This is a genomic window from Bradyrhizobium monzae, assembly GCF_021458635.1.
Lineage (GTDB): Bacteria > Pseudomonadota > Alphaproteobacteria > Rhizobiales > Xanthobacteraceae > Bradyrhizobium.
The window spans coordinates 54,085-80,228 of the sequence record NZ_JAIRDQ010000016.1; the positions used below are offsets into that span (position 1 = coordinate 54,085).

Here is a 26,144-nt window from a genome sequence, read left to right on the forward strand (position 1 = left end):
GATGATGAGCACGGAGTGTTTGAGTGAAAGCCGTCCATACCGAACTGCACCGCAGCCACGATCCGCAATTCTTCCTGGTCCGCGGCGTCGTCAAGCGCACCACCGAGCAGCCCGAGCGCGCAGACCGCCTGCTCAAGGGCTTGAAAGACGGCAAGCATCAACTGGTCGAGCCGACGACATTCGGCCAGGGCCCGCGCGCGCGCATTCACAGCCCGGAATATCTGTCGTTCCTGAGCGAAGCCTGGGATGCCTGGACGGCGCTCGGTGATTCCGGCCCGGAGATGATCGGCAACATCCATCCCGTGCGCCATGCCGCGACTTATCCCACCCACATCGTCGGCAAGCTCGGCTGGCACACCGCCGACACCGCAGCGCCGATCGGTCCCGGCACTTGGGCTGCGGCCTGCGCAGCGACGGATGTCGCGGTCACCGCGGCGCAGATGGTGATGGATGGCGAGGATGCGACCTACGCGCTGTGCCGCCCGCCCGGTCATCACGCCTATCGCGACATGGCCGGCGGCTTCTGCTTCCTCAACAACAGCGCGATTGCCGCGGCCCACCTGCGCCTTAAACATGAGCGCGTCGTCATTCTCGACGTCGATGTCCACCACGGCAACGGCACGCAAGGCATCTTCTACGCGCGGCCGGATGTCTACACGGTCTCGATCCACGCCGATCCGATTGCGTACTATCCCTACGTGTGGGGCTATGCGCATGAGCGCGGCGAAGGGCCCGGCCTCGGCGCTAACCTCAACATTCCGCTGGCGATCGGCACCGGCGATGACGGCTACATCCAGGCCATGGACGTCGCGCGCAGGGCGATCGAATCCTTTGCACCCGGCGCGCTCGTGATCGCGCTCGGCCTCGACGCCTCCGAGCACGATCCGTTGAAGGGCCTCGCCGTCACCACACCCGGCTTCCGCCGCATCGGCCAGGCCATTGCGAAGCTGGGCCTGCCGACCGTATTCGTGCAGGAGGGCGGCTATCTCTCGGATATTTTGGGTGCGAACCTGACGTCAGTGCTGGCGGGGTTCGAAGAGGCGCGGTGAGGTAGCCGTCATTCTCCGTCATTGCTGTGGCGACGGCATGACCAGGTCGGCGTCATCGTACTAAAACAGTCCGCTCGCCTTCAGCGCGCTGCAAACGTGCTGCATCTCGGTCTCGTCCGCGACCATGTCGAGCATGATCGTGGTCAGGCCCTGCGCGGCAAATTCCTTCAGCTTCGCGCCGATCTCGGCATAGCTGCCGACGAGATACGGGCAGTCAGCCTGGAAGGTGAGGTACGGCAGCAGCCAATAGCCGTTGTCCGCGAGCTCGCCGCTCTGGCCCTCATACAGTCGCCGCTTCCAGACGGAATCGGAGTTCGCCACCGTGAGCGCGAGCAGTTCGCGATCGTCGGGGTTGTCGTGAAATCGGGCCTTCGCCGCCTGCCGCGCGTCCTCGCTGCTCGCGCGTGCAAAGATGCCAAAATTCATTCCGGGGGCGTTGAGACCGCGATCGAGATCGGGTGGCAGCATCTGCATCTTGATGCAGCCCGTCTCCGCCGCGACACGTTGCGCCGCATCCGATTGCCCCGCGATCAAAAATTCCGGCATCAACTCGGCCGGCAGGCGTGGCCGGAGTTGCAAATTGCCGGCGCGATAGAATCGGCCGTCGGCGTTCACCGGCCTCGGGCTCGCGAGCAACTGGCGCATCAGCGCGACGAACTCGCCGAGCCGGACATAGCGGTCGGCATGCGACTGCTCGTCGCCCAGCCCCTGCAGATCGCTGACCGCGGTCCCCGTGATCATGTTGAGATAGACTTTGCGGCCGTAGAGCTGCGCAAGGGACGACACGAACTTCGCCGCCGTGAACGGGTGCATGTAGACGGGATTGACGGCGATCAGCGGCGAGGACCGCGTCGTTGCCGCGATGATGTGCTGGGCCATCGCCCATGGCTCGACGAAGACGTCATTGCCTTCGAACAGCAGAATGCCTTCGAAGCCGTTGCGGTCGGCGAACCCCGCCACCCGCATCAGCTCGCCGGCATATTTTTGGGGATCGCGGTTGCGCGAAATCGCGGGAAAGACGCGCAGCCGCGCCGGGATCATTCCGCCGCTTCCTGGAGCGGCCAGGCGTTGCGGGTGATGCGAAGGCCGCCGGCCGCACGGGAGCCGTCGGCGATCGCCAGGCGATGCGAGGGTGACGGCGAGCACAGCGAGAAGCGCCAGCCTGCGGGATCGTCGGAAATATCGGGCTTGAAGCTGATCTCGATCGCCTCCCGCGACACCTGCATTGCGAATGCATCGAGCGGCAGGTTGAGCCCAAAACCCCTGGCTTTCAGATAGGCTTCCTTCAGCGTCCAATAGTCGAAGAAGCGCTCGATCGCGACCGGCTCCGGCAGTCCGCGCAGGGTCTCGACCTCTTCCGGCGCAAAGAAGCGCAGCGCGGTGGAAAACGGCGCGACGCGCCGCGACACCGTCTCGACGTCGACACCGACGGTCTCGTGCTTCGACACGACGCAAGCCACGCAGCCGTCGGCATGGGACAGGCTGAAATGCAGCGCCGTCGAAGTCGCAGGCGCCGCGACAAAGGGTCGCCCGTAGCGACCGGCCGAAAACGTCCAGTCGGTCGGTTCGACCTCGGGGGCCGCATGCGAGAGTGCCAGGCGCAACATCGCGTGCGCGAAGATATATTGCCGCTGATGCCGCTCGAACATGAAGCGATCGGCGCGTATCCGTTCGTCGACCGAGAGCAGCCGCAGGCACGTCTCGACCGCGCCCGGCGTGTCGATGCTCTCGATCAATCCGACAAACAGTTCAATTTCGTCGTCTGCCATCAATTGGGCCCATAACGTCAGGCGGAGGCCAAATCCGGCCCTGACCGAAGAATCAACGGAGCAGGAATCAACTAAGTGCGCCGCTTCTAGCGGCCCACCCAGGCAAATTCTTGTCGATTGCTGGCCGGTTTACAGGCGCAAGCTTGTGCGAGACCCCAACTCGACAGGCGAGCGGCCAAAATTTGGAAATAAAATTGAAGATTCGTGCGGCGTCCCGACCGACAAGTCTTACTTTTTCTTCTTGGCCTTTTTGCCGCCCAGCATCGAAAGGCTGGCGTCGACGTCCTTCAGGGCCGACTGGAGCTTCTTCTTCTCGCCGGTGAGAAGCTTTTGCAGGGACTTGCGGTCCTTGTCGCTCAGCGAGGTACCCTTGGTAAATTTGATGAAACCCATAATAAGCACTCCCCCGGTTGAAAATAATCGTCCAAATCAAAAATGCAGGACAATCTTGCGCGGCGTGCACCAAAGAATCAAGATGCAACTTGATCATTCACAGCTCTGGCGAGTGAACCCACGTTCGGCGCGGGCTAACAGCCGGTCATGCCGCCCGGCGGGCGAGCAATCGTTCGAGCGGCGTATTGGGCTGGGTAATGGCGGCCCCCAGAAGCGCAACGAGATCCTCCATCCACGTGCCGACCATGGCGCCGTCGAACAGCTCGCTCTTGTAATTGCACGAACCTGTGATCCCGGTCGGTCGCTCCTTCAGCATCAACGATAGCCAGGTCTGGTCGACCGGCAGCACCGGCTGGCCCTCGCGCGCGACGTTGCCGATCGATCGCACCGCAACATTGGGCAGGTCGAGCGGCTGGCGCAGCGGATTTTGCAGAGTGAAATAGACTTGGAGCAGCGGAGCCGGATCGATGCCCTCCTGCTCCAGATGGTCGGCCAGAATGTTGAACGGCAGCTCCTGCCGGCCATGCGCTTCGAGCACGCTTTGGCGTACGCGGCCCAAGGCCTGCGTGAACGACAGATCCGGCGTGATTCGGCTGCGGACGATCACCGTGTTCTCGAACGGACCCACGATCCCCTCGGTATCCGGCTGGGCGCGGTTGGCCATGGCAGTGGCGACCGAGATGTCCGTGCGTCCGGTCCGCGCCAGCAGCAGGGCCTTGAGGCCGGTGAGCAGACACATGAACAGCGTGGCGTTGTGCTGGCGCGCATAGGCCGTGAGCCGAACGACCAGGTCGCGCTCCAGGCTGAGCGGATGATGGCCGGTCGACGCGCCCGGCCGTGCTTCGCCGTCAAACAGGGGCGCTGAACCGCGCAAAGTCTCGGTCCAGTCGGCGGCCTGGCGGCGTGCCGCCTCGGTGCCGCACCACCAGCGCTGCCAGCGTGCGACGTCGGAGAACGCGAGCGGCATCTTTGGCAGGGGTGCCGAGGCATGGCCTGCCAGCGCGGCGTAGCGGTTGGACAGTTCGTCGAACAGCACGCCGATCGACCAGCCATCGGCGGCGGCATGGTGCAGCGTCAGCAGCAGGATGTGATCCTCGGCATGCAGCCGCAGCAGCCGCGCCCGTAGCAACGGCGCTCGGGCGGCGTCGACCGGCGTGTAGGTCTCCTGGGCGATCAGGAGCTCGATCTTCCTCAATTCGAGTGCTTTGCGGCGCTTGTTGTTGTGGGGCCGCCCGTCGCCGATGGCCTCGACGGTCAGGACCGGACCGAGCGCGGCGGGCGCGATGATGCGGCTGACCGGCTCCTCGCCGTTCCACGCGAACGCCGTGCGTAACGATTCGTGGCGGCGGGCGATGTCGTCGATGGCCTGCGCCAGCATGCGCGGATCGATCGGGCCTTCGAGGTGGAAAGCGAAGGGCAGGTTGAACAGCGGCAGATCGGGCAGGTTCTGCTCGATCCGCATCATCTGGTCCTGCGCAATCGACAGCGTGGGCGGTCCGCGATCGGCCAGGCGTGGCACGCCGGCCGCGGGCTTTTGCGGTTTCGTGGCCACGGCCTCGTCGACCCGCCGGGCGAGCTCTTCGATCGTCGGCGCCTCGAAGATGGTCTTGATCGGCAGCGAGACCCCGAGCGCACGGGCCACGCGCGCCATCGCCTGGCCCGCCAGCAGCGAATGGCCGCCGAGGTCGAAGAAATTGTCGGTGACGCCCAGGCTCTCGACCTTGAGCAGATCGATCCAGATGTCGGACAGCACCTTCTCGGTGAAGCGGCGGGCCGGCACGGCGGCTTCCGTCCCGGCGGTCTCCTGTTGCGCAGGCGCCAGCACGGCGGAGCGATCGAGCTTGCCATGGGCATTGAGCGGAATCTGATCCAGGAACAGGAAGGCCGACGGGATCGCATGAACAGGCAGCCGGCTCTTGAGGAAGTCGCGCAACTCGCTGGCGCTGATCTGGCTGCCGGATTTGGCAACGACATGGGCGATCAGTCTGACATCGCCGTTGGCGTCGCGACGCGGCTCGACGATGCCGGCGCGGACGCTCGCGTGGTCGCCAAGCGCAGCCTCGATCTCCTTGAGCTCGATGCGATAGCCGCGGACCTTGACCTGAAGGTCGGCGCGGCCGAGACATTCGATCGTCCCGTCGGCGCGGCGGCGGGCGAGGTCGCCGGTGCGGTACAGCCGCGCGCCTTGCCGGCGTGCGAACGGATCGGGGATGAAGCGCTGGCGGCTCTGGGCGGGATCGTTGGTATAGCCGCGGCCGACGCCGGCGCCGCCGATGCAGAGCTCGCCGACCACGCCGATCGGCTGCGGCTCCAGATTTGCATCGAGCACATACAGCTCGGTATTGGGCAACGGCGCGCCGACCGGGACATTGGTCGTCGCCGTGTCCGGCGCCCTGCTCAGCCGGTGCAGGGACACGTCATCAGAACATTCCGAGGCGCCGTAGGCGTTGATCAGCGGCACCTTCGGGCAGCGAGCGAACCAGGCGCGGCAGAGCTCGACCGGGAGCGGCTCGCCCGTCGAGATCAGCAGCCGCAGCTTCGCAAAGGCGCGCAGCATCGGGGCCTCGTCGAGGCGTTCGAGGATCACGCGGAGCAGCGAGGGGACGATCTCGAGCACCGTGATGCCCTCGCGTTCGATCTCCCGCGCCAGCAGCATCGGGTCCTGCACGACCGAATTGCTGCAGACATGGACGCGTGCGCCAACCATGGGAGCGGCGAGGAACTGCCAGACCGAGATCACAAAGCTCTGCGGTGCGGTCTGCGCGATCACGTCCTTGCTCGTGAGGCCGAGTTCGGCGATCAGTGACGCCAGATGGTTCGACAGCCCGCGCTGCTCGATCATGACGCCCTTCGGCGCGCCGGAAGAGCCGGACGTATAGATAAGATAGGCGAGGCTCGCGCTTGCGCGCGGCGCCGCGCGGGCGGGCTTGGTCGATGCCAGCGCGATTGCGTCCTCGAGCCCGGCGACCTGGATGGGCGCGACCAGCGGCTCGAGCACCGCCTCAACCATGGCGGACTGCGCACGTCCCGTCAGCAGCACGGTCGCGCAGCTTGATCCGAGGATGGTTGCGAGTCTCGCCGGTGGCTGCTCGGGATCGAGGTTCAGGAAGGCCGCGCCCGCGCGCTGCACCGCGATCATCGCCGCGAGCAGGTCGGGCCCGCGATAGGCAAGCAGTGCGACGACCGTCTCCGCGCCGACGCCCTCGCGGGCAAGCCAGCGCGCGATCGCCTGGCTGCGGCGCGCCAGCTCGCGATAGCTCAGGGACAGACGTCCGTCGGATATCGCCACGGCATTCGGCGTCTTCTTCGCCTGCCGCTCGAAGCGTTCGCAGAGATTGCCGCGCGTCGCGAAATTGGCCGGCCGGCCTTTCGTCGGCAGCCGCCGGCGCTCGGCGTCGGTGAGCAGCGGCAGACGCGAGATGCGCTGCTCGGGATTGGCGATGACCGCCTTGAGGAGGGTCTTGAATTGATCCGCCATACCTTCGATCGTGACCGCATCGAACAGATCGGTGGCGTATTCGAAGAAGCCGGTGAAGCGGCCCTCGGCATCGACCAGCTCGAGCGTGATGTCGAAGCGCGCGACTTTTGGGTCGATCTCCAGCCGGCGCGTCGACAGGCCGGGGAAGTGCGCCGCCTCGATCGATGCGTTCTGGAGAATGAACATGATCCGAAACAGCGGATTGCCGTCGCTCCTTCGCGCAATCTGCAATGCGCGCAGGACTTCCTCGATCGGAAGGTCCTGGTTGCGATAGGCATCGAGCGTGACCTGGCGCGCCCGGCGCAGCATCTCGCCGAAGGTTGGATCGCCGCCGAAATCGTTGCGCAGGATCAGCGTATTGGCAAACAGTCCGATCAGCCTCTCGCTTTCGATCTGGTTGCGATTGGCGATCAGCGACCCCGTCGCGACATCCTCATGCCCGGTATGGCGGAACAGCAGGCACTGGAATACCGCGAGCAGCGCCATGAACGGCGTCACGCCCTGGTCCTGGCTCAGCGCGCGAATGTCCGCCGAAAGCGCCTTGGAGAACTCGAAATAGTGACGGGCGCCTTGACCGCTCCAGATCTCTGGCCGCGGACGGTCGGTCCGCAGCGGTAGCGTGGTGACGCCGTCAAGCTGCGTTCGCCAATACTCGAGCTGCTCCTTGGCTGCCGGGGTCTGCGCCCAGCTTTGCTGCCAGCGCGCAAAGTCGCGATATTGGAAGCCGGGCGGGGGCAGCGCCGTCACACTTCCCCTGCGTGCGGCGGAATATCCGGCTGCGAGCGCCTCCCAGAGCAGCCGCTGTGACCAGCCGTCGGTGACGAGGTGATGCACGTTGACGACCAGCGCATGGCTGGATTTGTCGAACGAGAACAGCGTGACCTTCAGCGGCGGCTCGCGGGCGAGATCGAACGGATATTGCGCAAGCTCGAGCGCTTCGCGCCGGACGACGGCAGCCTGCCGGTGCGAAGGACAGGGTCTCAGCTTGATCCGTTCGAACCGCGGCGGCGCCTCGAGCGCGCGCTGCACCGGCTCGCCCTCGCGTTCGACGAAGACCGAGCGCAGCGCTTCATGGCGCGCGCAGATCGCAGCGAGGCTCGCCTGGAGCGCAGCGATATCGACTTGCCCCTTGAGCAGCGCGACCTCGACCACGTTATAATTGTAGCGCGTCGGATCGAGCCGAGAGAGCACATACATCCGCTGCTGCTGGAACGACAGCGGCGCGTCCCCTTCAAAGGCCTCGGGGCGCCATGCCGGCAGCGTCGCATCGCGGTGGGCTGTGGTCTCGAGCCGGGCCGCAAGAGCGCCGACCGTGGCGCAATCAAAGATGTCCTCGAACGAGAAGTCGACGTTGAAGCGCTCGCGCAGGCGCGAGCGCATCTGCGTGACCGCGAGCGAGTCCGCGCCGAGCGCAAAGACATCCTGATCGATGCCCACTCTCGGAAGCTCCAAGAGATTGGCCCAGATCTCCGCGAGCTGGGTCTCGATCGCGTTGCGCGGCAGCTGCGTCTCGTCGTCATCATGGGCTGCCGAAATCAGGTCGGCCAGCGCGTTGCGCTTGACCTTGCCACTGGCACCCTTCGGCAGCGCCGTCACGTTGCGGATCAGGCTCGGCACCTTGTAGGCGGCGAGGCGTTTGCGCGCGAACTGGCGCAGCTGGTCGGAGGTCGCCTCGGAATTTGCCCGGAGCACAACGACAGCGGCGACGTTCTCGCCGAGCTTGGCGTGAGGAATGGCAAAGACACCGGCTTCCAGCACCGCCGGATGGGCCAGCAGCACCTCTTCCACCTCCAGCGGCGACACCTTCTGGCCGCCGCGGTTGATGACGTCCTTGATGCGGCCGACGATGAAGAGATAACCGTCGGCATCGAGATAGCCGAGATCGCCGGTTCGGAACCAGCCGTCGCGAAACGCGGCCTGCGTCGCTGCCTCGTCATTGTAATAGCCGCGGCTCATGTTCGGTCCGCGCAGCATGATTTCGCCACGTTCGCCGTTCGCAAGCGCGCGGCCGGTCTCGTCCATGATGGCGATCTCAGGACCTGCGGCGCGGCCGACCGATCCGATCTTGCGCAGCTCGAACGGATTGGCGGCAATCTGCGAGGCCGCTTCAGTCATGCCGTAGGTTTCCAGCACGGGCACGCCGAACATCGTCTCCAGCCCGTTGAGGATCGCGGGCGCAAGCGAGGACGAGGCCGAGCGGATCACGCGCAGCGATGACGCGCGGGCGCGCTCCGGATTGGCTTCCGCGGCCGTCAGCAGCGCGCGATGAATGGTCGGCACCGCCGTGTACCAGGTCGGCCGCAGATCCCGCACCCAGCCGAAGAAGGACGGCGCGTCGAAACCGCCGGTCACGATTACGCTGGAGCCCGCAGCCAGCGCGGTCAGGAGGCCGGAGATCAGGCCATGCGCGTGAAACAGCGGCAGGGCATTCAGCAGGCGATCCTGCGATGTGAGCGACAGCACGCGGCCGGCATTTTGCGCGGAGAGGCAGACATTGCGATGCGTCAGCGGCACCATTTTCGGCCGCGCCGCCGTGCCTGACGTCAGCAGGATGAAGGCATCGTCCTCCGCACCCGCGGCGCCACTCGTGTTCGCTGGGCCGATCGTCGGGCCGATGAATTCACAGCCGCCGAGATCCGTCTCCGGTCCGGGCACGAAGTCGATCACCGCGATATCGAGCGCCCTGGCGACGTCACGACTTGGTGAGTTCATATCGGCCCGAGTGACCAGCGCCGTCAGCTTCATCTCGCTGAAATACCGCTGCAGTTCATCCGCCGTCAGGTCCGGGTTGACGGGGACGCAGGCACAGCTCGATGCGACCGCGATGAGGGCCAGCGCGCTGTCGGCACCGCGCGGCAGTGCAACAGCCATGCGGTCGACAGGTGCAATGCCGAGCTCGCGCAGCGTTTGGACGAGATGCGCGATCCCAGCGCCGAGCGCGCCATAAGTCAGCGGCGGTCGGCCGGGGGCGAGCAGAGCGGGCGCGGCCGGCATCGTTCGCGCGTGGAAGGCGAGTAGGCCGCCGATATGGGCAAACGCATTGGTTTCGGCGCCCGCGTCTACCGATCCCTCTCCCGCCCCGGATGCAATCTCCGACAACGCCATTCCCTTTTGATCTGATTGGGCTATTCTTCCCAAGAGTTAGGGAACGCGTCCAGTCTGAGGTGAAGTTTTGGCCCCAAAATCTGTGGTTGAGGGACCTTAAGCCCTTCGGCGGGGGAGTGTTGGGCGGGATCACCATGCTGGAGAAAGAGCCGGGGACGGAAGTCGGGTTGAAGCGTTGGCTAGAAGGCATTGGTCTCGGCCACTACACCGATCTGTTCGCGCAACACCGCCTCGATCTCGACGTCATGGGAGACCTGACCGAGGCTGATCTCGCCGAGCTCGGATTGCCGCTCGGCGATCGCAAGCGGCTGCAGCGGGCGACCGCATCGCTGTTCCAGGCCGAGACGGCGGAGGCACCGGTCGAGCCGGCGCATCCGCCGACCCGCACCGAGGCCGGCGCCGAGCGGCGCCAGCTCACCACCATGTTCTGCGACATGGTCGATTCCACCGCGCTCTCCGCCCAATTCGATCCGGAAGACGTGCGCGACATGATCGCGAGCTTCCGTGAGACCTGCGTGCGGGTGGTCAAGCATTACGAAGGCTTTGCCGCCCGCTTCGTCGGCGACGGCATTCTGGTTTATTTCGGCTACCCGACCGCGCATGAGGACGACGCCGAGCGTTCGGTGCGCGCCGGGCTCGAGATCGTGCGGGTGCTTTCGACGGCGCGCGCGATCGAGCCGCGCGGCGCGCTCAGCCACGCGCCTGCCGTCCGCATCGGGATCGCGACCGGCCTCGTGGTGGTCGGCGACCTCGTCGGCCAGGGCACCGAAGAGCGCGATTCCGCGGTCGGCGAGACCGTCAATCTGGCCGCGCGGCTGCAGGCGCTGGCGCCGCCAAACGGCGTAGTGATCTCCACCTCGACGCAGTCATTGTTGAAGGGGAAGTTCGACTACCGCAATCTCGGCGCCCACGCGCTGAAGGGCATCTCGGAGAAGACCCAGGCCTGGCACGTCGTGCGCGCCACGCGGGTGGAGACCCGCTTTGCGGCCGCCATGGGCACGCGGCTGACCCCGCTCGTCAACCGTGAGGAGGAGATCGCGCTGTTGATGGGGCGCTGGCAGCAGATCAAGGAGGGCGACGGCCAGGTCGTCGTCAAGTTCGGCGAGCCCGGCATCGGCAAGTCGCGCATCATCCAGGAGATTTTCGAGCGGATCGCAGGTGACCGGCACGGACAGGTCTCGTTCCAGTGCTCGCCCTATTACATCTCCACCGCTTTCTATCCGTTCGTCGAGCAGCTCAAGTTTTCCCTCGGCCTCGATCGCGAGGATGTGTCCGCGCTGTCGCTGGCGAGCCTGGAGAATGCGATTGCCGCCGCCCACGGCGAAATCGAGCAGGTCGCGCCGCTGTTTGCCGCGCTGCTGTCGCTTCCGACCGGCGAGCGCTATCCGCCGCTCGACCTGTCGCCGCAGCAGCAGAAAGACGCGACCGTTGCGGCGCTGGTCAATCACTTTCTGGGCCTCGCGCGGGAGATGCCGCTGGTGATGGCTTTTGAGGATCTGCACTGGATCGATCCGACCTCGCGTGAGGTGGTCGACCTCCTGGTCGACCGGGTGCAGAACCGGCCGATCCTGGCCATCATCACCGCGCGCTCCGAATTCCAGCCGAGCTGGAACGCGCATTCGCACGTCACCACCCTCGTGCTCAACCGGCTCAGCCGGCCGTTGCGCGCGACGCTGGTCGAGCGCGTCGCCGGCCGCGAGCTGCCCAAGGAGGTCATCGAGGAGATCATCGTCAAGACCGACGGTGTGCCGTTGTTCCTGGAGGAGCTGACCAAGACGGTTCTCGAATCCGACCTCCTGACCGAGCGGCATGGCCGCTACGTGCTGTCTGGCCCGTGGCGGCAACTGGCGATCCCGGCGACGCTGACGGACTCGCTGATGGCACGTCTCGACCGGATGGGGCCGTTCAAGCGGATCGCGCAGATCGGCGCTACGATCGGTCGCGAATTCTCCTATGAGACCCTGCATGCGGTCGCCAACACGCCGGCGGAGCAAATCGAGGCGGCGCTGACCCATCTGGAGGAGGCGGGCCTGATCATTCGGCGCGGCCATCCGCCGGACGCGCTCTATTCCTTCAAGCACGTGATGATCCAGAACGCGGCGCATGCCAGCCTGTTGCACAGCGAGCGGCGCAAGCTTCATGCGAGCATCGCGCAGGTGCTCGCCGAGATGTATCCGGAGAAGACCGAGCGCGAGCCGGAGCTGCTGGCCCACCATCTCACCGAGTCCGGCCAGAGCGAAGGCGCGGCGAGCTTCTGGCTCAAGGCCGGCAAGCAGGCGGCCAAGAGCGGCGCCAATCTCGAGGCGATCGGCCATTTGCGCCGGGGCTTGAGCGTCGTGCAGGCCAATGCCCGCATGCAGGGCGCCGACGAGATGGAGCTCGAGCTGCGGATCGCGCTAGGCAACGCGCTGATAGCCGCCAAGGGCTACGCGGTGCAGGAGGTCGAGGAGAACTACATCCGCGCCCTCGAACTCGGCCAGCAGCTCGACGACGACGAAAAGGCCTTTGCCGCCACGCGTGGGCTCTGGGTGTGTCATTTCATTCGCGCCGATCTCACCCGCGCGCACGATCTCAGCGTCGAATTGCTGAAATTCGCCAAGCGCGAGCGGCTCAACGAGCAGGCGCAGCCGGCGCAGCAGACTGGCTATCTGATCGAGGCGCACCGCTCGATCGCGATGACCATGCTCTATCGCGGGCGCTTCGCCGCCGCGCAGCATCATCTGCACCGTTGCATCAACCTCTACAGCCCCGATTTGCACTCCGACCTGATGGAGCGGCACGGCACCGATCCCGGCGTCGTCTCGCTGTCCTATCTCGGCTACCTCCTCTGGTTCCTCGGCCAGCCCGACGCGGCGCGCCAACACAGCGAGCAGGCGATCCTGCATGCGGAGAAGATCCGCCATCCTTTCTCGCTCGCCTTCGCGTTGGTGTTCGGTGCCTATCTCTGCCAGCATCTCCGCGATATCGAGGGCACGCGAGATCATGCCAACCGCGCCATGATCATCGCTACCGAGCACAATTTCCTGCACTGGAAGCAGCAGGCCACGATCCTGCGCGGCTGGGCGCTGGCGCAGCTCGGCGAGGCCGACGAGGGCATCAGCCAGATGCGGTTCGGCCTCGACGAGTACGAGGCGATGGATTCCTGGCTCGCCGGCTGCTGGTTCCGCTGCCTGCTGGCGGAGGCCTATGCCAAGGTCGGCATGCGCGACGCTGCCTTGCGCGCGCTGGACGGTGCGCTTGCGACCGCAAGACGGACCGGCGATCACTCCTACCTCGCCGAGGTCTATCGCCTGCAGGGCGAGATCACCTTGTCGGACGGCAATCCGGCCTCGGTGCAGGAGGCTGAGGATCTGTTCGAGCTGTCGCTGGAGACGGCGCGCAAGCAGGGCGCGCTGTCCTGGGAGCTCAGAACGGCCGTCAGCCTCGCACGGCTGTCGCACGAAGCCGGCAAGCGCGAACACGCCAATCTGTTGCTCGTGCCGATCGTCGGCAAGTTCAACGAGGGATTTTTGACGCCGGATCTGAAGCTGGCCATGCAGCTCGTGCATGAGATCGGCGGGGACACCCCGTCGGGCGGCAGGCCGATCCAAGTGAAATGAGCGATCTGCCTGCCGCCCGCGCGCGTTACGTCGAGCTGATTGCGAAGCGGGAACGCCTCTCCTCGCCGCGCCTGCTTGCAGCGCTCGCGGCGGTGCCGCGTGAAAATTTTCTGGCGAAGGGGCCCTGGCGCATCAAGAGCGAAGCGGCGCGCAGCTATCGCCTGACGCCCGACGCCAACCCCGTTCATCTTTACGACAATGTGCTGGTTGCGATCGACGCACGCCGCAGGCTCGACACCGGACTGCCGAGCCTGTGGGCGCATTTCATTGATTTGCTCGACGTCGGAGAGAAGAACCGCGTGGTCCAGATCGGTTGCGGGCTCGGCTATTTCTCGGCGGTTCTGTCGGAGATCGTAGGCCCGAAGGGCAGAGTGCAGGCGATCGAATGCGACGAGCGGCTCGCGGTGCGTGCTGCGGCCCATCTTCGTGCCTATCGGAATGTCGAAATCATCAACGGCGACGGCTGCAGAGAGATCAGCGAGCCGGCCGACGTCATCATCGTGCATGCCGGCTTCTCGCATCCGCATCCGCTCTGGCTTCAATCGCTTCGCCCGCGCGGCCGCCTGCTGGTGCCGCTGACGCAGCGGGACCGCGAAGGTGCTGCCCTCAAGATCACGCGCAAGGGCAAGGGATTCGAGGCCGAGGCCGTGCAGCAGATCCGGATTTTCCCCGGCCAGGGCCGCGGGATGACGGTGCTCGACGATCGCGTCGCCGATTGGTGGCAGCGCGCTTCGTCGCTCGCGCCGTTGCGCTTTCGCGGCATCGCGCAGGGGCTGCCGTCGGATTAGGGCTCGCCGCTCCAGCCCTCATACGTCCTTCGTGAACTTGCTGATGACGTCCATGAACGGCTTCGGCTTGAACGCACCGTCGAGCGGCAGTGGGCGGTTCGACTGCTTGTCCGGGCGGGTAACCATGCCGTTGATCCAGCTGTAACGATCGGAAATGCCCCAGGTCAGGATCGAGCGCACCGGCCCGCTGGTCGCGATCGCCGTCAGCAGGTCGTTGACACGCTTGGCGACGATGGCATCGCGCTCTGAAGGACTTCCCGTCAGCTTCTGATCGTCGACGTCGAGCTCGGTGACGTAGACTTCGAGGCCCCATGCGCGGAGTTCGGTGACGAATTCCGCGAGCCCATGGGTGTCGATTTCGAGCTCGGCATGCAGATGCGATTGCAGTCCGACCGCGTGCAGCGGCACGCCCTGGTCGAGCAGACTCATGATGAGGTTACGGTAGGCGGCGCGCTTGGCGATGAACGAGTCCTTCGCCGACTCGATATCGTATTCGTTGATCGCGAGCTTGACGTAGGGATCGGCCGCGGCCGCGGTGCGGAAGGCGAGCGGAATCCAGCGATCGCCGAGATGCTGCCTCCAGAACGTGTCGCGCCGGTCGGTGACGCCCTTGGGATTGTCAGGGATAGGCTCGTTGACGACGTCCCACGAGGTGAGCTTGTCCTTGTAATAGGACACGACGGTGTTGATGTGATCGACGTAGGCGCGCTCGACGCCTTTCGAATCCTTGATCTGCTTGGTCCAGTCCGGAATGTCGTGATACCAGGCGAGCGTGTGGCCGCGCATGGTCAGGTCGTTCCTTTGCGCGAAATCATAGATGGCGTCGGCACGCTCGAAGGCGAAAGTGTGCGGGTCTGGCCGCAGCATCGGCCATTTCAGTTCGAGCACCGGCACCACCTGCGTACAATATGTGCTGATGGCTTCGCCGACCCGCGGATCAGCCTGCAGGTCCCAGAGCGTGGCGGCGGCGCCATAGCCCGGACGGCGCTGCGCAAGTTTCGACACCGGAAGTGCTGACGCCGATGCGCTCGCCGCGAGCGTTACGGCGCTGCCGAGGAGAAATTCGCGTCTGTCGAGCTTCGTCACGTGGCGGCCGTCCCTTTGGAACCAAGGCGCCAATGTACCAAGCGGCGCCTCGCGACGCCGCGGTTTCCTGTTGTTGGGTTAACTTTCGCGAATGTCTTGTCAGCGCGCCTGACGCAGCATCGCCGCTTCAGCGATCTCGTAATAGTGAAGCGCGCCTTTTTCGAGCGTCAGGTTGTCCATCACATAATCGCGAGGTGCGAAGTCGCCCGCGATAACCTGCGACCAGAAGTCGCTCCAGCCGCAGACGAAGCCGTTCGCGTCGATGAACGTGCTGCCGCAACGTGCGTCGAAATAGGGCACCGAGGATACGCCGCCTTCGTATCTGACCTTGTCCGGAAAATACTGCGGATCCTGCCACGGCCCGCCGCGATTCCACGCGAACACGGGCACGCCGCTCGACAGGGCCTGCTGGCAGGCGATGCCCTGGCTCTCGTGCTCGCACAGGAACACCATGCTGCGGCAGCGCGCCAGAGCAGCCTTGTAGTCATCTTCCTTGTAATGGCCGTAGCGGATCACTTCGACCGATCGGCCGCTCGCTTCGAGGTGCTTGCGGATCGGCTCGATCAGCTCGCTCGCGTAGCGATCGTGCTGCCAGCGCACCTTGTCATAGAGCAGAACATCGACGCTCTTCTGCTCGGCGGCGGTCTCCATCCACAAATCGGTTTCGATGCCGACCGGCCAGACCTCGATGTGCGGCCAGTACGGCCGGCACATCTCCGCATACCAGTTGCAGGGCACCAGGATGGTCTTCTCGTGCAGATCCTGGAGACGCTCGGGCACTTCAATCGGATGGTTGTACATGACGACGCCGAGCAAAAGCGGGTTCTTCCATGCGAACCAGTCGAGCACGAACGGGCGCCCGATGATGCAGGCGAGTTCTTCCTTGTGCTTGCGGATGTGGCCGTAATCGTTGACGCGGTAAGGGATGCCGACCCGGTCGAGGCCGGCGCAGAGATTGAGGAACACGCGCCGCTGACCGCTGATCCAGGATTTTCCGAGCAGCATCCGCCGCACCAGCGGCCGGACGTGGCGGTCGCCCGGAAACCAGCGGTCGTCACGCTCCTCGAAGAACAAATTGAGCGTCATCCGCTCGCCCCCGTCCGCAGGGGGAGCCGGGACCAGGGGCGCGTCCGTCCCGCCATGGGGCAGGGAGGCCGGGTTTGCCCTTATACGTTCGACAACGTCCATCTTAGTCACGTCCACGCATTAACCAAACGTCCGGGCGACGTCTTGGATTCATGGTTTCTTTTCGGTGATCGCGGCGGCCCGTTCAAGCAGAGGGCAAATTTAACGCTAACGCGCGAAACCCGCTCGCCCGCCCCATTCGCGGTCCGATTTGCAGATTTATGTGACACTCTTCGGCGATGCTGCGACGCAGTCGAACCACCACGCCAAGGTCCAACTGATTAACGGCCACTCGGTTTCAAGGCCGCCAATCCCGTGCACGCATGCTGAATCGCCATTTCTCCATCTATCTCGTCGCCCATATCCTCCCCGCGGCGGTGGGCTTCTTCGCGGTCACCGCCTACACGCGGCTGCTGACGCCGGCGGAGTATGGCGTCTATGTCGTCGGCATGAGCATCGCCGGCATTCTGGGCGCGATCTTCTTCGTCTGGATCAAGTTGTCGGTGTCGCGCTATCAGGCGATGTCGGGAGAGGTGGATTTCCGCGGTACGGCGATGGTCGCCTTTGCGCTCACGGTCGTCGCCATGTGCGCCGCGACCCCGTTGGTGTTCCTGTTCCGCAGCGACGTCAGTGTCGAGCTGGTGCTGGCCGGCATGTTCGTCGCGATCATGGCGAATGCGGTCGATGTCGGCCAGGAGTTCGAGCGCGCCAAGCTGCGGCCCTATCGCTTCGCGGCGATCTCGATTGTGCGCAGCGTGTCGAGCGTCGGCTATGGCCTGCTGGGGATCTGGCTCGGCTGGGGTGGCATCGCACTGCTCGCGGCGTTTGGCCTCGGCTCGCTTACCGGCATCGTTCTCAATCTCGTCGGCGATCGTACCAAGATCGCGGGCTTTTCGCGCAGCCAGTTCATGCAGCTCGCGCGCTACGGTCTGCCGTTGACGTTGGCCGGGCTCTCGGTTGCGATCTACTCGGCCAGCGATCGGCTCATCGTCGCCTGGCTGCTCGGCAAGGATTCCGCCGGCATTTTCGGCGTCGCCGCCGATCTGCCGCGCCAGTTCATGGTCATGATCGCCGGCAGCGTTGCCGCGGCCACCGTGCCGCTGGTGTTCCGCTCGCTGTCGGAGAAGAACAACGACACGACGCGGGAGCGTCTGACCGAGAGCCTCGAACTGCTGCTCGTCGTCGTCGCGCCCGTCGCGGTCTGGCTTGCGCTCGCGGCGGACCAGGTCGCGGGTACGCTCGTCGGTGTCGATTTTCGCGCCGGCGTTTCCGCGCTGCTGCCGACGCTGGTGCTCGCCCGCTTCTTCGGCATCGCCAATCAATTCTACGTCCAGCTCAGCTTCCAGCTCGCCGAGCGGCCCTTCATGCTGGCGGCACAGTCGTTCCTTACCCTGGTCGCGAGCGTGGTGCTGATGGTCGCGCTGGTCGCGGGCTACGGCATCTATGGCGCGGCGCTGGCGACGCTCGCAACCGAGGTGCTCGGCTTCGTCGTCGCCGTCATGCTGATGCACCGTGCCCATCCCATGCCGTTCGATGTCCACCGGCTCGCCGGTGTCGCTACGTCGGCCGCGGCGATGGCGGCAGCGATTCTCGTTGCGCGCTCGCAAGTCGACGGCACCGGTCTCGTGGCCCTGATCGTTGTCAGTCTCGCCGGCGGTCTCGCTTATGTTGCCGCAGCCTGGCTGCTGAATGTCGCGAATGTGCGGACGCTGTCGCTGCGCCTCCTGCGGACGTTCAACCGCAAGGCGATCGGCGTCTGACCGCCTCACGAGGCCAGCCTCGTTCTGCTGCGCACAAGTTCCCCCTTGCGTTCTATTCCTTGCCGCGGAATGCTGCGGACGAGACAGCCGCATCACATTTCATAGCGGCGGCTCGAGCCATGTCCTGTTGCGCTTGAAATTCAAAGTTCGTTCTGCTCATTAGGGCTCTGAAATTGCGCTGCAACATGCGCAAAAAGCCAATCGACTAAAGTCGATAGCCAGCGAGGAAACACATAATGCGCAAGCTCACTTTGGCCATTGCCGTGATTGCCCCGATGCTCGGTCATGCCGCGTCGGCCGAGGATGCACTGAAGATCGGCTACATCGATCCGCTCTCCGGCGGCGGCGCCAGCGTCGGCGAGGGTGGTTTGAAGACATTCCAGTATCTGGCCGACGAGCTCAACGCCAAGGGCGGCATCCTCGGCCACAAGATCGAGATCGTCCCGCTCGACAACAAGACCAATCCGCAGGAGAGCCTGGTGCAGGCCCAGAAGGCGATCGACGCCGGGGTTCACTACATCACCCAGGGCAATGGCTCGTCCGTCGGCGCGGCGCTGTCGGACTTTGTCACCAAGAACAATTCGCGCAATCCCGGCAAGGAAGTGCTGTACTTCAACTACGCCGCCGTCGATCCGAGCCTGACCAACGAGAAGTGCAGCTATTGGCATTTTCGCTGGGATGCGAGCTCCGACATCAAGATGGAAGCGCTCACGAACTACATGAAGGACACCGCCTCCATCAAGAAGGTGTACCTGATCAACCAGGACTATTCGTTCGGTCAGTCCGTCCGCACCGATGCGCGCAAGATGCTGGGCGCGAAGCGCCCTGACATCCAGATCGTCGGCGACGAGCTGCATCCGCTGCTCAAGGTCACGGACTTCTCGCCCTACATCGCCAAGATCAAGGCGTCCGGCGCCGACAGCGTCGTCACCGGCAATTGGGGCCAGGATTTCGCGCTGCTGCTCAAGGCCGCGGCGGATGCCGGACTGAAGGTCAACTGGTACACTTATTATGCCGGCGGTGCCGGCGGTCCCACTGCCGTCAAGCAGACCGGTCTGGATCATCAGGTCTTCCAGATCACCGAAGGCTTTGCGAATTCCGGCAACAAGGCTGCGATGGACTACGAGAAGGCGTTCCGCGCCAAGGTCAATCTGTCGCTGTGGTATCCGCGTGCGGTCAACGAGATGCGCATGTTCAAGGCGGCGGCCGAGAAGGCCAATTCGATCGACCCCGTGAAGGTGGCGGCGGCGCTCGAGGACCTGAAGTTCGAGGTTCTCGACGGCGGCCAGGGCGTCATGCGCAAGGACGATCATCAGTTCTTGCAGCCGATCTACATCTCCTCTTTCGGCAAGCTGACCGAGAGCGAGCCGTTCGACGAGGAGAGCACCGGTTGGGGCTGGCATCTGGTCTCGAAGATCGACACGCCGCAGGCCATGGTCTCCACGACCTGCAAGATGGTACGGCCGTAATCACGAAGCCTGTCGCTGCCCGCGGCCGTCATGGGTCGCGGGACGCGATTCTTGACTGGGCGATGTTCGCCGGGGCCATCAGGCCCCGGATAACCATGAGTGCGCTGTGCTTGAACTCATTGTCATTTCGACCCTGAACGGTGTGCTGTTTGGCATGCTGCTCTTCCTGCTGTCGAGCGGCCTGACCGTCATCTTCAGCATGATGGGCGTGCTCAACTTCGCCCATGCCAGCTTCTACATGCTCGGCGCCTTCTTCGGTTTCCAGCTCACCAAGTGGATCGGCTTCTGGCCGGCGCTGGTGCTGGCGCCGCTTCTGGTCGGCGCGATCGGCATGGCGGTGGAGCGCTACGGCCTGCGCAACACCCACAAGCACGGCCATGTCGCCGAGCTGCTGCTGACGTTTGGCTTGGCGTTTGCGATCGAAGAGATCGTCTCGATGATCTGGGGCAAGAGCCCGCTCGACTACCGCGTGCCGGCACTGCTCGACTTCCCGGCCTTCACGATCTTCTCGACCAACTATCCTGCCTACAAGATCTTCATGCTGGCCGTGTCGGTCATCATTTTCGTGGCGCTCCTGATCGTGCTGAAACGCACCCGCGTCGGCCTCGTCGTTCAGGCGGCGCTGACGCATCCGCACATGGTCGGGCATCTCGGCCATAATGTCGGGCGCGTCTTCATGGCCGTGTTCGGGGTCGGCAGCGCGCTCGCCGCCCTTGCCGGCGTCATTGCAGGTCCCGCTTTGGTGACCCAGTCCGACATGGCCGCCTCGCTTGGACCTATCCTGTTCGTGGTCATCGTGTTCGGCGGCCTCGGCTCCTTGCCTGGCGCCTTCATCGCCTCGCTCGTCATCGGACTGGTGCAGACGTTCGCGGTGGCGCTCGATGGCTCGCTGGCGAGCGCCTTCGGACCGCTCGATCCGTCGGCGGGACCGTCGGTTCTCACCGACGTCTGGAATGTCACGATCGCGCAGGTCGCGCCGATCGTTCCATACCTTCTGCTGGTGATCATTCTGATCGTACGCCCCATGGGCCTGATGGGGACGCGCGAATCATGACTACGGCGACGACTTCGACCTCCAAGGTGGCGGCAGATTCGGTCGGCGGGAGCCTGCGCTTCTACGGCATCTGGCTGATCGGCATCTTCGTGCTGATCGTGCTGCCGATGATCTTCTCCTCGGGCGGCTCGCTCACGTCGTTCAGCCTGATCGGCATCGCGATCGTGTTCGCGCTGTCCTACAACATCCTGCTCGGCCAGACCGGGCTGCTGTCGTTCGGCCACGCCGTGCATTACGGCCTCGGCGGCTTCGCCGCCTGCCACATGATGAATGCCGTGGTGTCGCATGGCTGGCCGATTCCGCTGCCGTTCATTCCGCTGTTCGGCGGGCTAGGCGGCCTCGTGTTTGCGATGATCATCGGCTGGGTCATGACCAAGCGCGCCGGCACGGTGTTTGCGATGATCTCGCTCGGCATCGGCGAATTGGTGGCGTCCTCGTCGCTGATCCTGCGCTCGGTGTTCGGCGGCGAGTCCGGCATCACCACGGACCGCACTGCGCTGCCGAAACTGCTCGGCTGGTCGTTCGGGCCGCAGCTTCAAGTCTATTATCTCATCGCCTTCTGGCTGGTGCTGTCGGCGATCGCGATGTACGCGCTGACGCGCACGCCGCTCGGGCGGATCTGCAATGCGGTCCGCGACAATCCGGAACGCGTCCAGTTCATCGGCTACGATCCGCACGTCGTTCGTTACATCGCGTTCTGCTTTGCCGGCTTCTTCGCCGGCATCGCCGGGGGGCTGGCCGCGATCAATTTCGAGATCGCGAACTCCGCCTATCTCGGCGCGATCCAGTCCGGTCTCGTGCTGTTCTCGACCTTCATCGGCGGCACCGCTTATTTCTTCGGCCCGATCCTCGGCGCGATCCTGGTCACTTATCTCCAGCTCGGGCTGACCAACCTCACCACCGCCTGGCAGCTCTATTTCGGCATCATCTTCATCGGCATCGTGATGTATGCGCCGGGCGGCATTGCCGGCCTCTTGATGATGCATCGGCCGCTGATCCGCGCCGGGACGCTGTGGACGGTGATCCCGTCCTATCTTCTCGCGATCGTGCCGACGGTCGCGCTGGCTTGCGGCGTTATCCTGACCATCGAGACTGTCGCGCGATTCTCGGGCGGTGATCCGATCAATCTGTTCGGGATTGCCTTCAATCCGACATCGCCGGTGACATGGATCGCAGCCGCGGTTCTCGTCGTCGGCGGCGGGTTCGTCGCGCGGCTGACCTGGCAGCGCATCGCGGAGGCATGGGACCGGGCGGCCACGGTTGCGCGTGACCGGGGGTATCTGGCATGAGCGGAGCGGTATCTGGCATGAGTGGGGCGGTATCTGAAAAGAGCGCAGCCATCGAAGTCCGCGCCGTCGAGAAGCGCTTTGGCAATGTCGGCATCATCCGCGACCTCAATCTCAGCGTCGCCAAGGGTGAACGTCACGCCGTCATCGGCCCGAACGGCGCCGGGAAATCCACCACGTTCAACCTGATCAGCGGCCACATCGCGCCGACCTCGGGCGAGGTGAAGCTGAATGGCGATCGGATTTCCGGCTTGCGGCCGTTCGAGATCAACCGCCGCGGCCTGTCGCGCTCGTTCCAGGTCACCAACGTGTTCGCGCGCATGACGGTCTGGGAGAACGTGCGCTGCGCCGTGCTGTGGGCGACGGGACATCGCTACGCGTTCTGGAAGAACGTCGACAGCCTGCCCGAGGTGCGCGCGCGCACGGCGCAGATCCTCGACGACATTCATCTGACGCATCGGCGCGACGTGCCGGCGGGTCTCTTGACCTATGCCGAGCAGCGCGAGCTCGAGATCGGCATCACCATCGCGAGCGGCGCCACGGTCGTCATGCTGGACGAGCCGACCGCGGGCATGAGCAACGCCGAGACCGAGCGCGCCGTGGCGCTGATCCGGCGGTTGACCGAGGGCAAGACGCTCGTGATCGTCGAGCACGACATGAGCGTCGTGTTCGGCCTCGCCGATCGCATCTCGGTCCTGGTTTACGGCCACATCATCGCCTCGGGCACGCCGGAAGAGATCCGGCGCGATCCGAAGGTCAAGGAAGCCTATCTCGGCGAGGAAGCACACTGATGCTCGAGGTCAGGGATCTCCACGCCTATTACGGCAAGAGCCACATCCTCCAGGGCGTCGATCTCGACGTCGGCGCCGGCGAGGTCGTGAGCCTGCTCGGGCGTAACGGCGTCGGCCGCTCCACCACGGTCAAGGCGATCATGGGCGAGGTCGCCCCGCAAGGCACGATTCGCTTCAAGGGCAAGGACATCGCCGGCCTGCCCAGCTACAAGATCGCACACCTCGGCCTCGGCTATGTGCCCGAGCATCGCGACATCTTTCCGAGCCTGACGGTGCGCCAGAACCTCCTGCTTGGCATCAAGGACACGCGCCGTCCCGGCAAATGGCGGCTCCAGGACATGCTCGACATGTTCCCCAATCTCGCCGCGCGCGCCGATACGGCCGCGGGCGTGTTGTCCGGCGGTGAGAAGCAGATGCTCACGACATGCCGCACGCTGATGGGCGATCCCGATCTGATCATGATCGACGAGCCGACCGAAGGCCTCGCGCCGTTGATCGTCCAGCAGGTCGGCGATCTCATCGCGCGGATCGCGCAAGCCGGCGTCGCCATCCTCCTTGTCGAGCAGAAACTGTCGATCGCGATGCGCATCTCGAAGCGCGTCTACATCATGGGCCATGGCCGCGTGGTGTTCGAAGGCACGCCGGACGAGCTCAAGGCCAATGCCGCCGTACGGCAGGAATGGCTCGAGGTCTGACGGCTGCGGCCTGCGCATACGCATCTGAATTCTAAGCTACATCTCACGTCTGATAATCAAGGTATCGTCCCCGCCGCCGACATCGCGAGCGATGCGGCCGATGATAACCGAGAACAGAAGTGGAGGACGTTGACCGCGGCCTTGCGGGCCCGCGCGTCGATGCACTCTGCCAGGGAAGGAGATGCCGCGCATGCCCGGCCACACATTCAAGTTCATCCGCGGAGCCGTCGCTCTGCTTGGCGCCCTGGGCACCGCTTCCGTCGCAATGGCTGGAAATTACGATACCGGTGCGACCGACACGGGCATCAAGCTCGGCCAGACCATGCCCTATTCGGGACCGGCCTCGGCTTATTCCGCGATCGGCCGCGCCGAGATCGCCTATTTCAAGATGCTCAACGAGAAGGGCGGCATCAACGGCCGCAAGGTCGATCTTCTCAGCATGGACGACGCCTATTCTCCGGCGAAGACGGTCGAGCAGACGCGCCGGCTCGTCGAGAGCGACGAAGTCCTGGCGATGTTCTCGATGCTCGGCACCGGCCCGAACATCGCCGCGCAAAAATATCTCAACGTCAAGAAGGTCCCGCAGCTGTTCCCGTCGAGCGGCGCCAGCCGCTGGAACGATCCGCAGCATTTTCCCTGGACCACCGGTTCGCAGCCGACTTACAGGACCGAAGGGCGAATCTACGCCAAGTGGATTCTGGCGAACAAGCCCGACGCCAAGATCGCGGTGATCACGCCGAACGAGGATCCCGGGCGCGATTATCTCGCCGGCTTCAAGGAAGGGCTCGGCGAGCACGTCAACCAGATCGTGTCGGAAGCCGTATACGAGACGACGGACGCGACGGTCGATTCCCAGATCGTCAAGTTCAAGGCCGCCGGCGCCGACGTTCTCTTCAACGAGTGCACGCCGAAATTCGCGGCGCAAGCGATCAAGAAGGTCGCCGAGCTCGGCTGGAAGCCGCAGATCATCGTTCCCGCCGTCTCCAATTCCGTGGGCTCCGTGCTGGCGCCTGCCGGGCTCGAGAATTCCGTCGGCATCGTCACCGGCGCCTTCCTGAAGGATCCCGGCGATCCGCGCTGGGAGAACGATTCCGGCATGAAAGCCTGGCGCGAATGGATGAAGACCTATAATTCCGGCGCGGACCCCGCCGACATCTTCAACGTCACCGGCTACACCATGGCGCAGATGATGGAGATGGTGCTGCAGCGTGCCGGCAACGACCTTACGCGTACGAACCTGATGAAGCAGGCGCAGTCCTTCAAGGACGTCGAGCTGCCGATGCTGCTGCCCGGCATCAGGCTCAACACCTCGGCCGAGCAGGTCACGCCGATCCGCCAGCTGCAGATGGCGCGGTTCAACGGAAAATCCTGGGAGCTGTTCGGCGACGTTCTCGGCGAGTAGTCTCGATGCATCGTGACGGGCGGGCAGGGCGCTGATCTTGCCCGCCTGTGCCAGCCCGTGAATGCTTCCTCCAACCACAGTGAAGTGACGATGGCACCAACCGGCCCCCTCAGCGGTATCCGTGTTCTCGATCTGACGAGCGTGTTGTTCGGACCCTATGCCGCGCAGATGCTCGGCGACTGGGGCGCCGACGTCATCAAGGTCGAGCCGCCATCGGGCGACACCTGGCGCTACACCGGCGTGTTCCGGAACCGCGGCATGAGCGGCCAGTTCATGGCGGTCAACCGCAACAAGCGCAGCCTCGCGCTCGATTTGAAGCATCCGGACGGCAAGGCGGCGCTGACCAAGCTGATCCCGACGGTCGACGCGCTCGTCACCAATGTGCGCCCCGCCGCGATGGCGCGGCTCGGCTTCGGCTACGGAGACTGCGCCAAGCTCAACCCGCGGCTGATCTACGCGGCGGCCACCGGCTTCGGCCAGGACGGTCCGTGGGCGGCGCGGCCCGCCTTTGACGAGATCATCCAGGCGGCGTCGGGCCTCGCGTCATCGATCGGGTCTGACGAGAAGCCGGAATTCGTCCCGAGCCTGATCGGCGACAAGATCTGCGCCATGGCGATGGTCGGTGCGGTGTCGGCAGCCTTGTTCAGGCGCGAGCGCACCGGTCAGGGCCAGATGGTCGAAGTGCCGATGCTGGAGACGATCGCGGGCTTCAACAGCATCGAGATGCTGGGCGGACACGCCTTCGATCCGCCGATCGGCCCGACCGGCTACAAGCGCATGAAGAACCGGCGTCCAGTGAAGACCAGGGACGGCTGGCTGACGATGCTGCCTTATTCGGGCGACAATTGGTGCACCTTCTTCGAGGCCGTCGGCCGCCCTGAATTGAGCGACGAGCTCGGCGTGCGCGATCCCGTGCTGCGCTCACAAAACATCGACAAGATCTACGACCGCATGAGTGAGATCGGGCCGACCCGCACCACGGCGGAGTGGGAGGAATTGCTGCTGCGACTGGACGTGCCGCACACCGCGTTTGCCCGACTCACCGAGATCGGCGACCAGCCGCACCTCGCTGCTGTCGGACTGTTCGCGGATATCGATCACCCCACGGAAGGCCGCATCCGGCAGGCACGTCCCGCGACAAAATTCTCCGAAAGCCCGGCCGGCATCCACCGCATGGCGCCGCGCCTTGGCGAGCATTCACGTGAGGTGTTGCGCGAAGCGGGTCTAAGCGACGAGGAGATCGAGACGCTCGTTGCGAACAAGGCAGTTGGCGCGCCTTGACGCGGACGCGCCGA

The 26,144-nt window shown here is 64.8% G+C and carries 17 protein-coding genes; 11 read left to right on the forward strand and 6 right to left on the reverse strand.

Going from position 1 to position 26,144, the window contains the following annotated elements; all coding sequences use genetic code 11:
* Nucleotides 1-23 precede the first annotated feature (23 nt).
* The gene (locus K3F49_RS36800; RefSeq protein ID WP_166349762.1) at nt 24-1,049 is read left to right on the forward strand and encodes a histone deacetylase family protein; all 1,026 of its coding nucleotides are present in this window, start codon (nt 24-26) and stop codon (nt 1,047-1,049) included.
* 60 nt (nt 1,050-1,109) lie between these two features.
* On the opposite strand, the gene K3F49_RS36805 is transcribed toward K3F49_RS36800, so the two are convergent.
* The 4 genes from K3F49_RS36805 to K3F49_RS36820 all read right to left on the reverse strand — a co-directional run bounded on the left by K3F49_RS36805 (nt 1,110) and on the right by K3F49_RS36820 (nt 9,794).
* Nucleotides 1,110-2,090: an LLM class flavin-dependent oxidoreductase gene (locus K3F49_RS36805; RefSeq protein WP_234685754.1), complete on the reverse strand. Its 981-nt coding sequence runs from the start codon at nt 2,088-2,090 to the stop codon at nt 1,110-1,112.
* Nucleotides 2,087-2,818 carry a 4'-phosphopantetheinyl transferase family protein gene (locus K3F49_RS36810; protein ID WP_234685755.1) on the reverse strand — a complete coding sequence of 244 codons (732 nt, stop codon included), beginning with the start codon at nt 2,816-2,818 and terminating at the stop codon, nt 2,087-2,089. The genes K3F49_RS36805 and K3F49_RS36810 overlap by 4 nt, the downstream gene beginning before the upstream one ends.
* Before the next feature lie 228 nt (nt 2,819-3,046).
* Complete coding sequence (locus tag K3F49_RS36815) at nt 3,047-3,211, reverse strand: hypothetical protein (protein ID WP_234685756.1); 165 nt, start codon at nt 3,209-3,211, stop codon at nt 3,047-3,049.
* Between the two features lie 145 nt (nt 3,212-3,356).
* Nucleotides 3,357-9,794, reverse strand: coding sequence for a non-ribosomal peptide synthetase (locus K3F49_RS36820; protein WP_234685757.1), 6,438 nt, complete (start codon nt 9,792-9,794; stop codon nt 3,357-3,359).
* A gap of 134 nt (nt 9,795-9,928) precedes the next feature.
* Between K3F49_RS36820 and K3F49_RS36825 the strand changes: the two genes are divergently transcribed.
* Complete coding sequence (locus K3F49_RS36825) at nt 9,929-13,393, forward strand: ATP-binding protein (RefSeq protein WP_234685758.1); 3,465 nt, start codon at nt 9,929-9,931, stop codon at nt 13,391-13,393.
* Entirely contained in the window at nt 13,390-14,181 is a 792-nt protein-coding gene (locus K3F49_RS36830) for a protein-L-isoaspartate O-methyltransferase family protein (protein ID WP_234685759.1), read from the forward strand. Before K3F49_RS36825 ends, K3F49_RS36830 begins: the two co-directional genes overlap by 4 nt.
* Nucleotides 14,182-14,199: 18 nt before the next feature.
* On the opposite strand, the gene K3F49_RS36835 is transcribed toward K3F49_RS36830, so the two are convergent.
* Nucleotides 14,200-15,267 (reverse strand): endo-1,4-beta-xylanase, encoded by a 1,068-nt coding sequence (locus K3F49_RS36835; protein ID WP_234685760.1) that lies wholly within the window; start codon nt 15,265-15,267, stop codon nt 14,200-14,202.
* Nucleotides 15,268-15,366: 99 nt separating this feature from the next.
* Entirely contained in the window at nt 15,367-16,455 is a 1,089-nt protein-coding gene (locus tag K3F49_RS36840) for a glycosyltransferase family 1 protein (protein WP_234685761.1), read from the reverse strand.
* Nucleotides 16,456-16,715: 260 nt separating this feature from the next.
* On the opposite strand from K3F49_RS36840, the gene K3F49_RS36845 reads away from it, so the two are divergent.
* The 8 genes from K3F49_RS36845 to K3F49_RS36880 all read left to right on the forward strand — a co-directional run bounded on the left by K3F49_RS36845 (nt 16,716) and on the right by K3F49_RS36880 (nt 26,130).
* Nucleotides 16,716-18,152: a lipopolysaccharide biosynthesis protein gene (locus K3F49_RS36845; RefSeq protein ID WP_234685762.1), complete on the forward strand. Its 1,437-nt coding sequence runs from the start codon at nt 16,716-16,718 to the stop codon at nt 18,150-18,152.
* Between the two features lie 236 nt (nt 18,153-18,388).
* On the forward strand, nt 18,389-19,621 hold the full coding sequence (locus K3F49_RS36850) for a branched-chain amino acid ABC transporter substrate-binding protein (protein WP_234685763.1): 1,233 nt from the start codon (nt 18,389-18,391) through the stop codon (nt 19,619-19,621).
* Nucleotides 19,622-19,727: 106 nt separating this feature from the next.
* The gene (locus tag K3F49_RS36855; RefSeq protein WP_234685764.1) at nt 19,728-20,675 is read left to right on the forward strand and encodes a branched-chain amino acid ABC transporter permease; all 948 of its coding nucleotides are present in this window, start codon (nt 19,728-19,730) and stop codon (nt 20,673-20,675) included.
* Nucleotides 20,672-21,964: a branched-chain amino acid ABC transporter permease gene (locus K3F49_RS36860; protein WP_234685765.1), complete on the forward strand. Its 1,293-nt coding sequence runs from the start codon at nt 20,672-20,674 to the stop codon at nt 21,962-21,964. The genes K3F49_RS36855 and K3F49_RS36860 overlap by 4 nt, the downstream gene beginning before the upstream one ends.
* A gap of 17 nt (nt 21,965-21,981) precedes the next feature.
* Nucleotides 21,982-22,752 carry an ABC transporter ATP-binding protein gene (locus K3F49_RS36865; protein ID WP_234685766.1) on the forward strand — a complete coding sequence of 257 codons (771 nt, stop codon included), beginning with the start codon at nt 21,982-21,984 and terminating at the stop codon, nt 22,750-22,752.
* On the forward strand, nt 22,752-23,447 hold the full coding sequence (locus tag K3F49_RS36870) for an ABC transporter ATP-binding protein (protein WP_234685767.1): 696 nt from the start codon (nt 22,752-22,754) through the stop codon (nt 23,445-23,447). Before K3F49_RS36865 ends, K3F49_RS36870 begins: the two co-directional genes overlap by 1 nt.
* A gap of 190 nt (nt 23,448-23,637) precedes the next feature.
* On the forward strand, nt 23,638-24,849 hold the full coding sequence (locus tag K3F49_RS36875; protein WP_234685768.1) for an ABC transporter substrate-binding protein: 1,212 nt from the start codon (nt 23,638-23,640) through the stop codon (nt 24,847-24,849).
* A 90-nt stretch (nt 24,850-24,939) separates the two neighbouring features.
* Complete coding sequence (locus tag K3F49_RS36880; protein ID WP_234685769.1) at nt 24,940-26,130, forward strand: CaiB/BaiF CoA transferase family protein; 1,191 nt, start codon at nt 24,940-24,942, stop codon at nt 26,128-26,130.
* Nucleotides 26,131-26,144 lie beyond the last annotated feature (14 nt).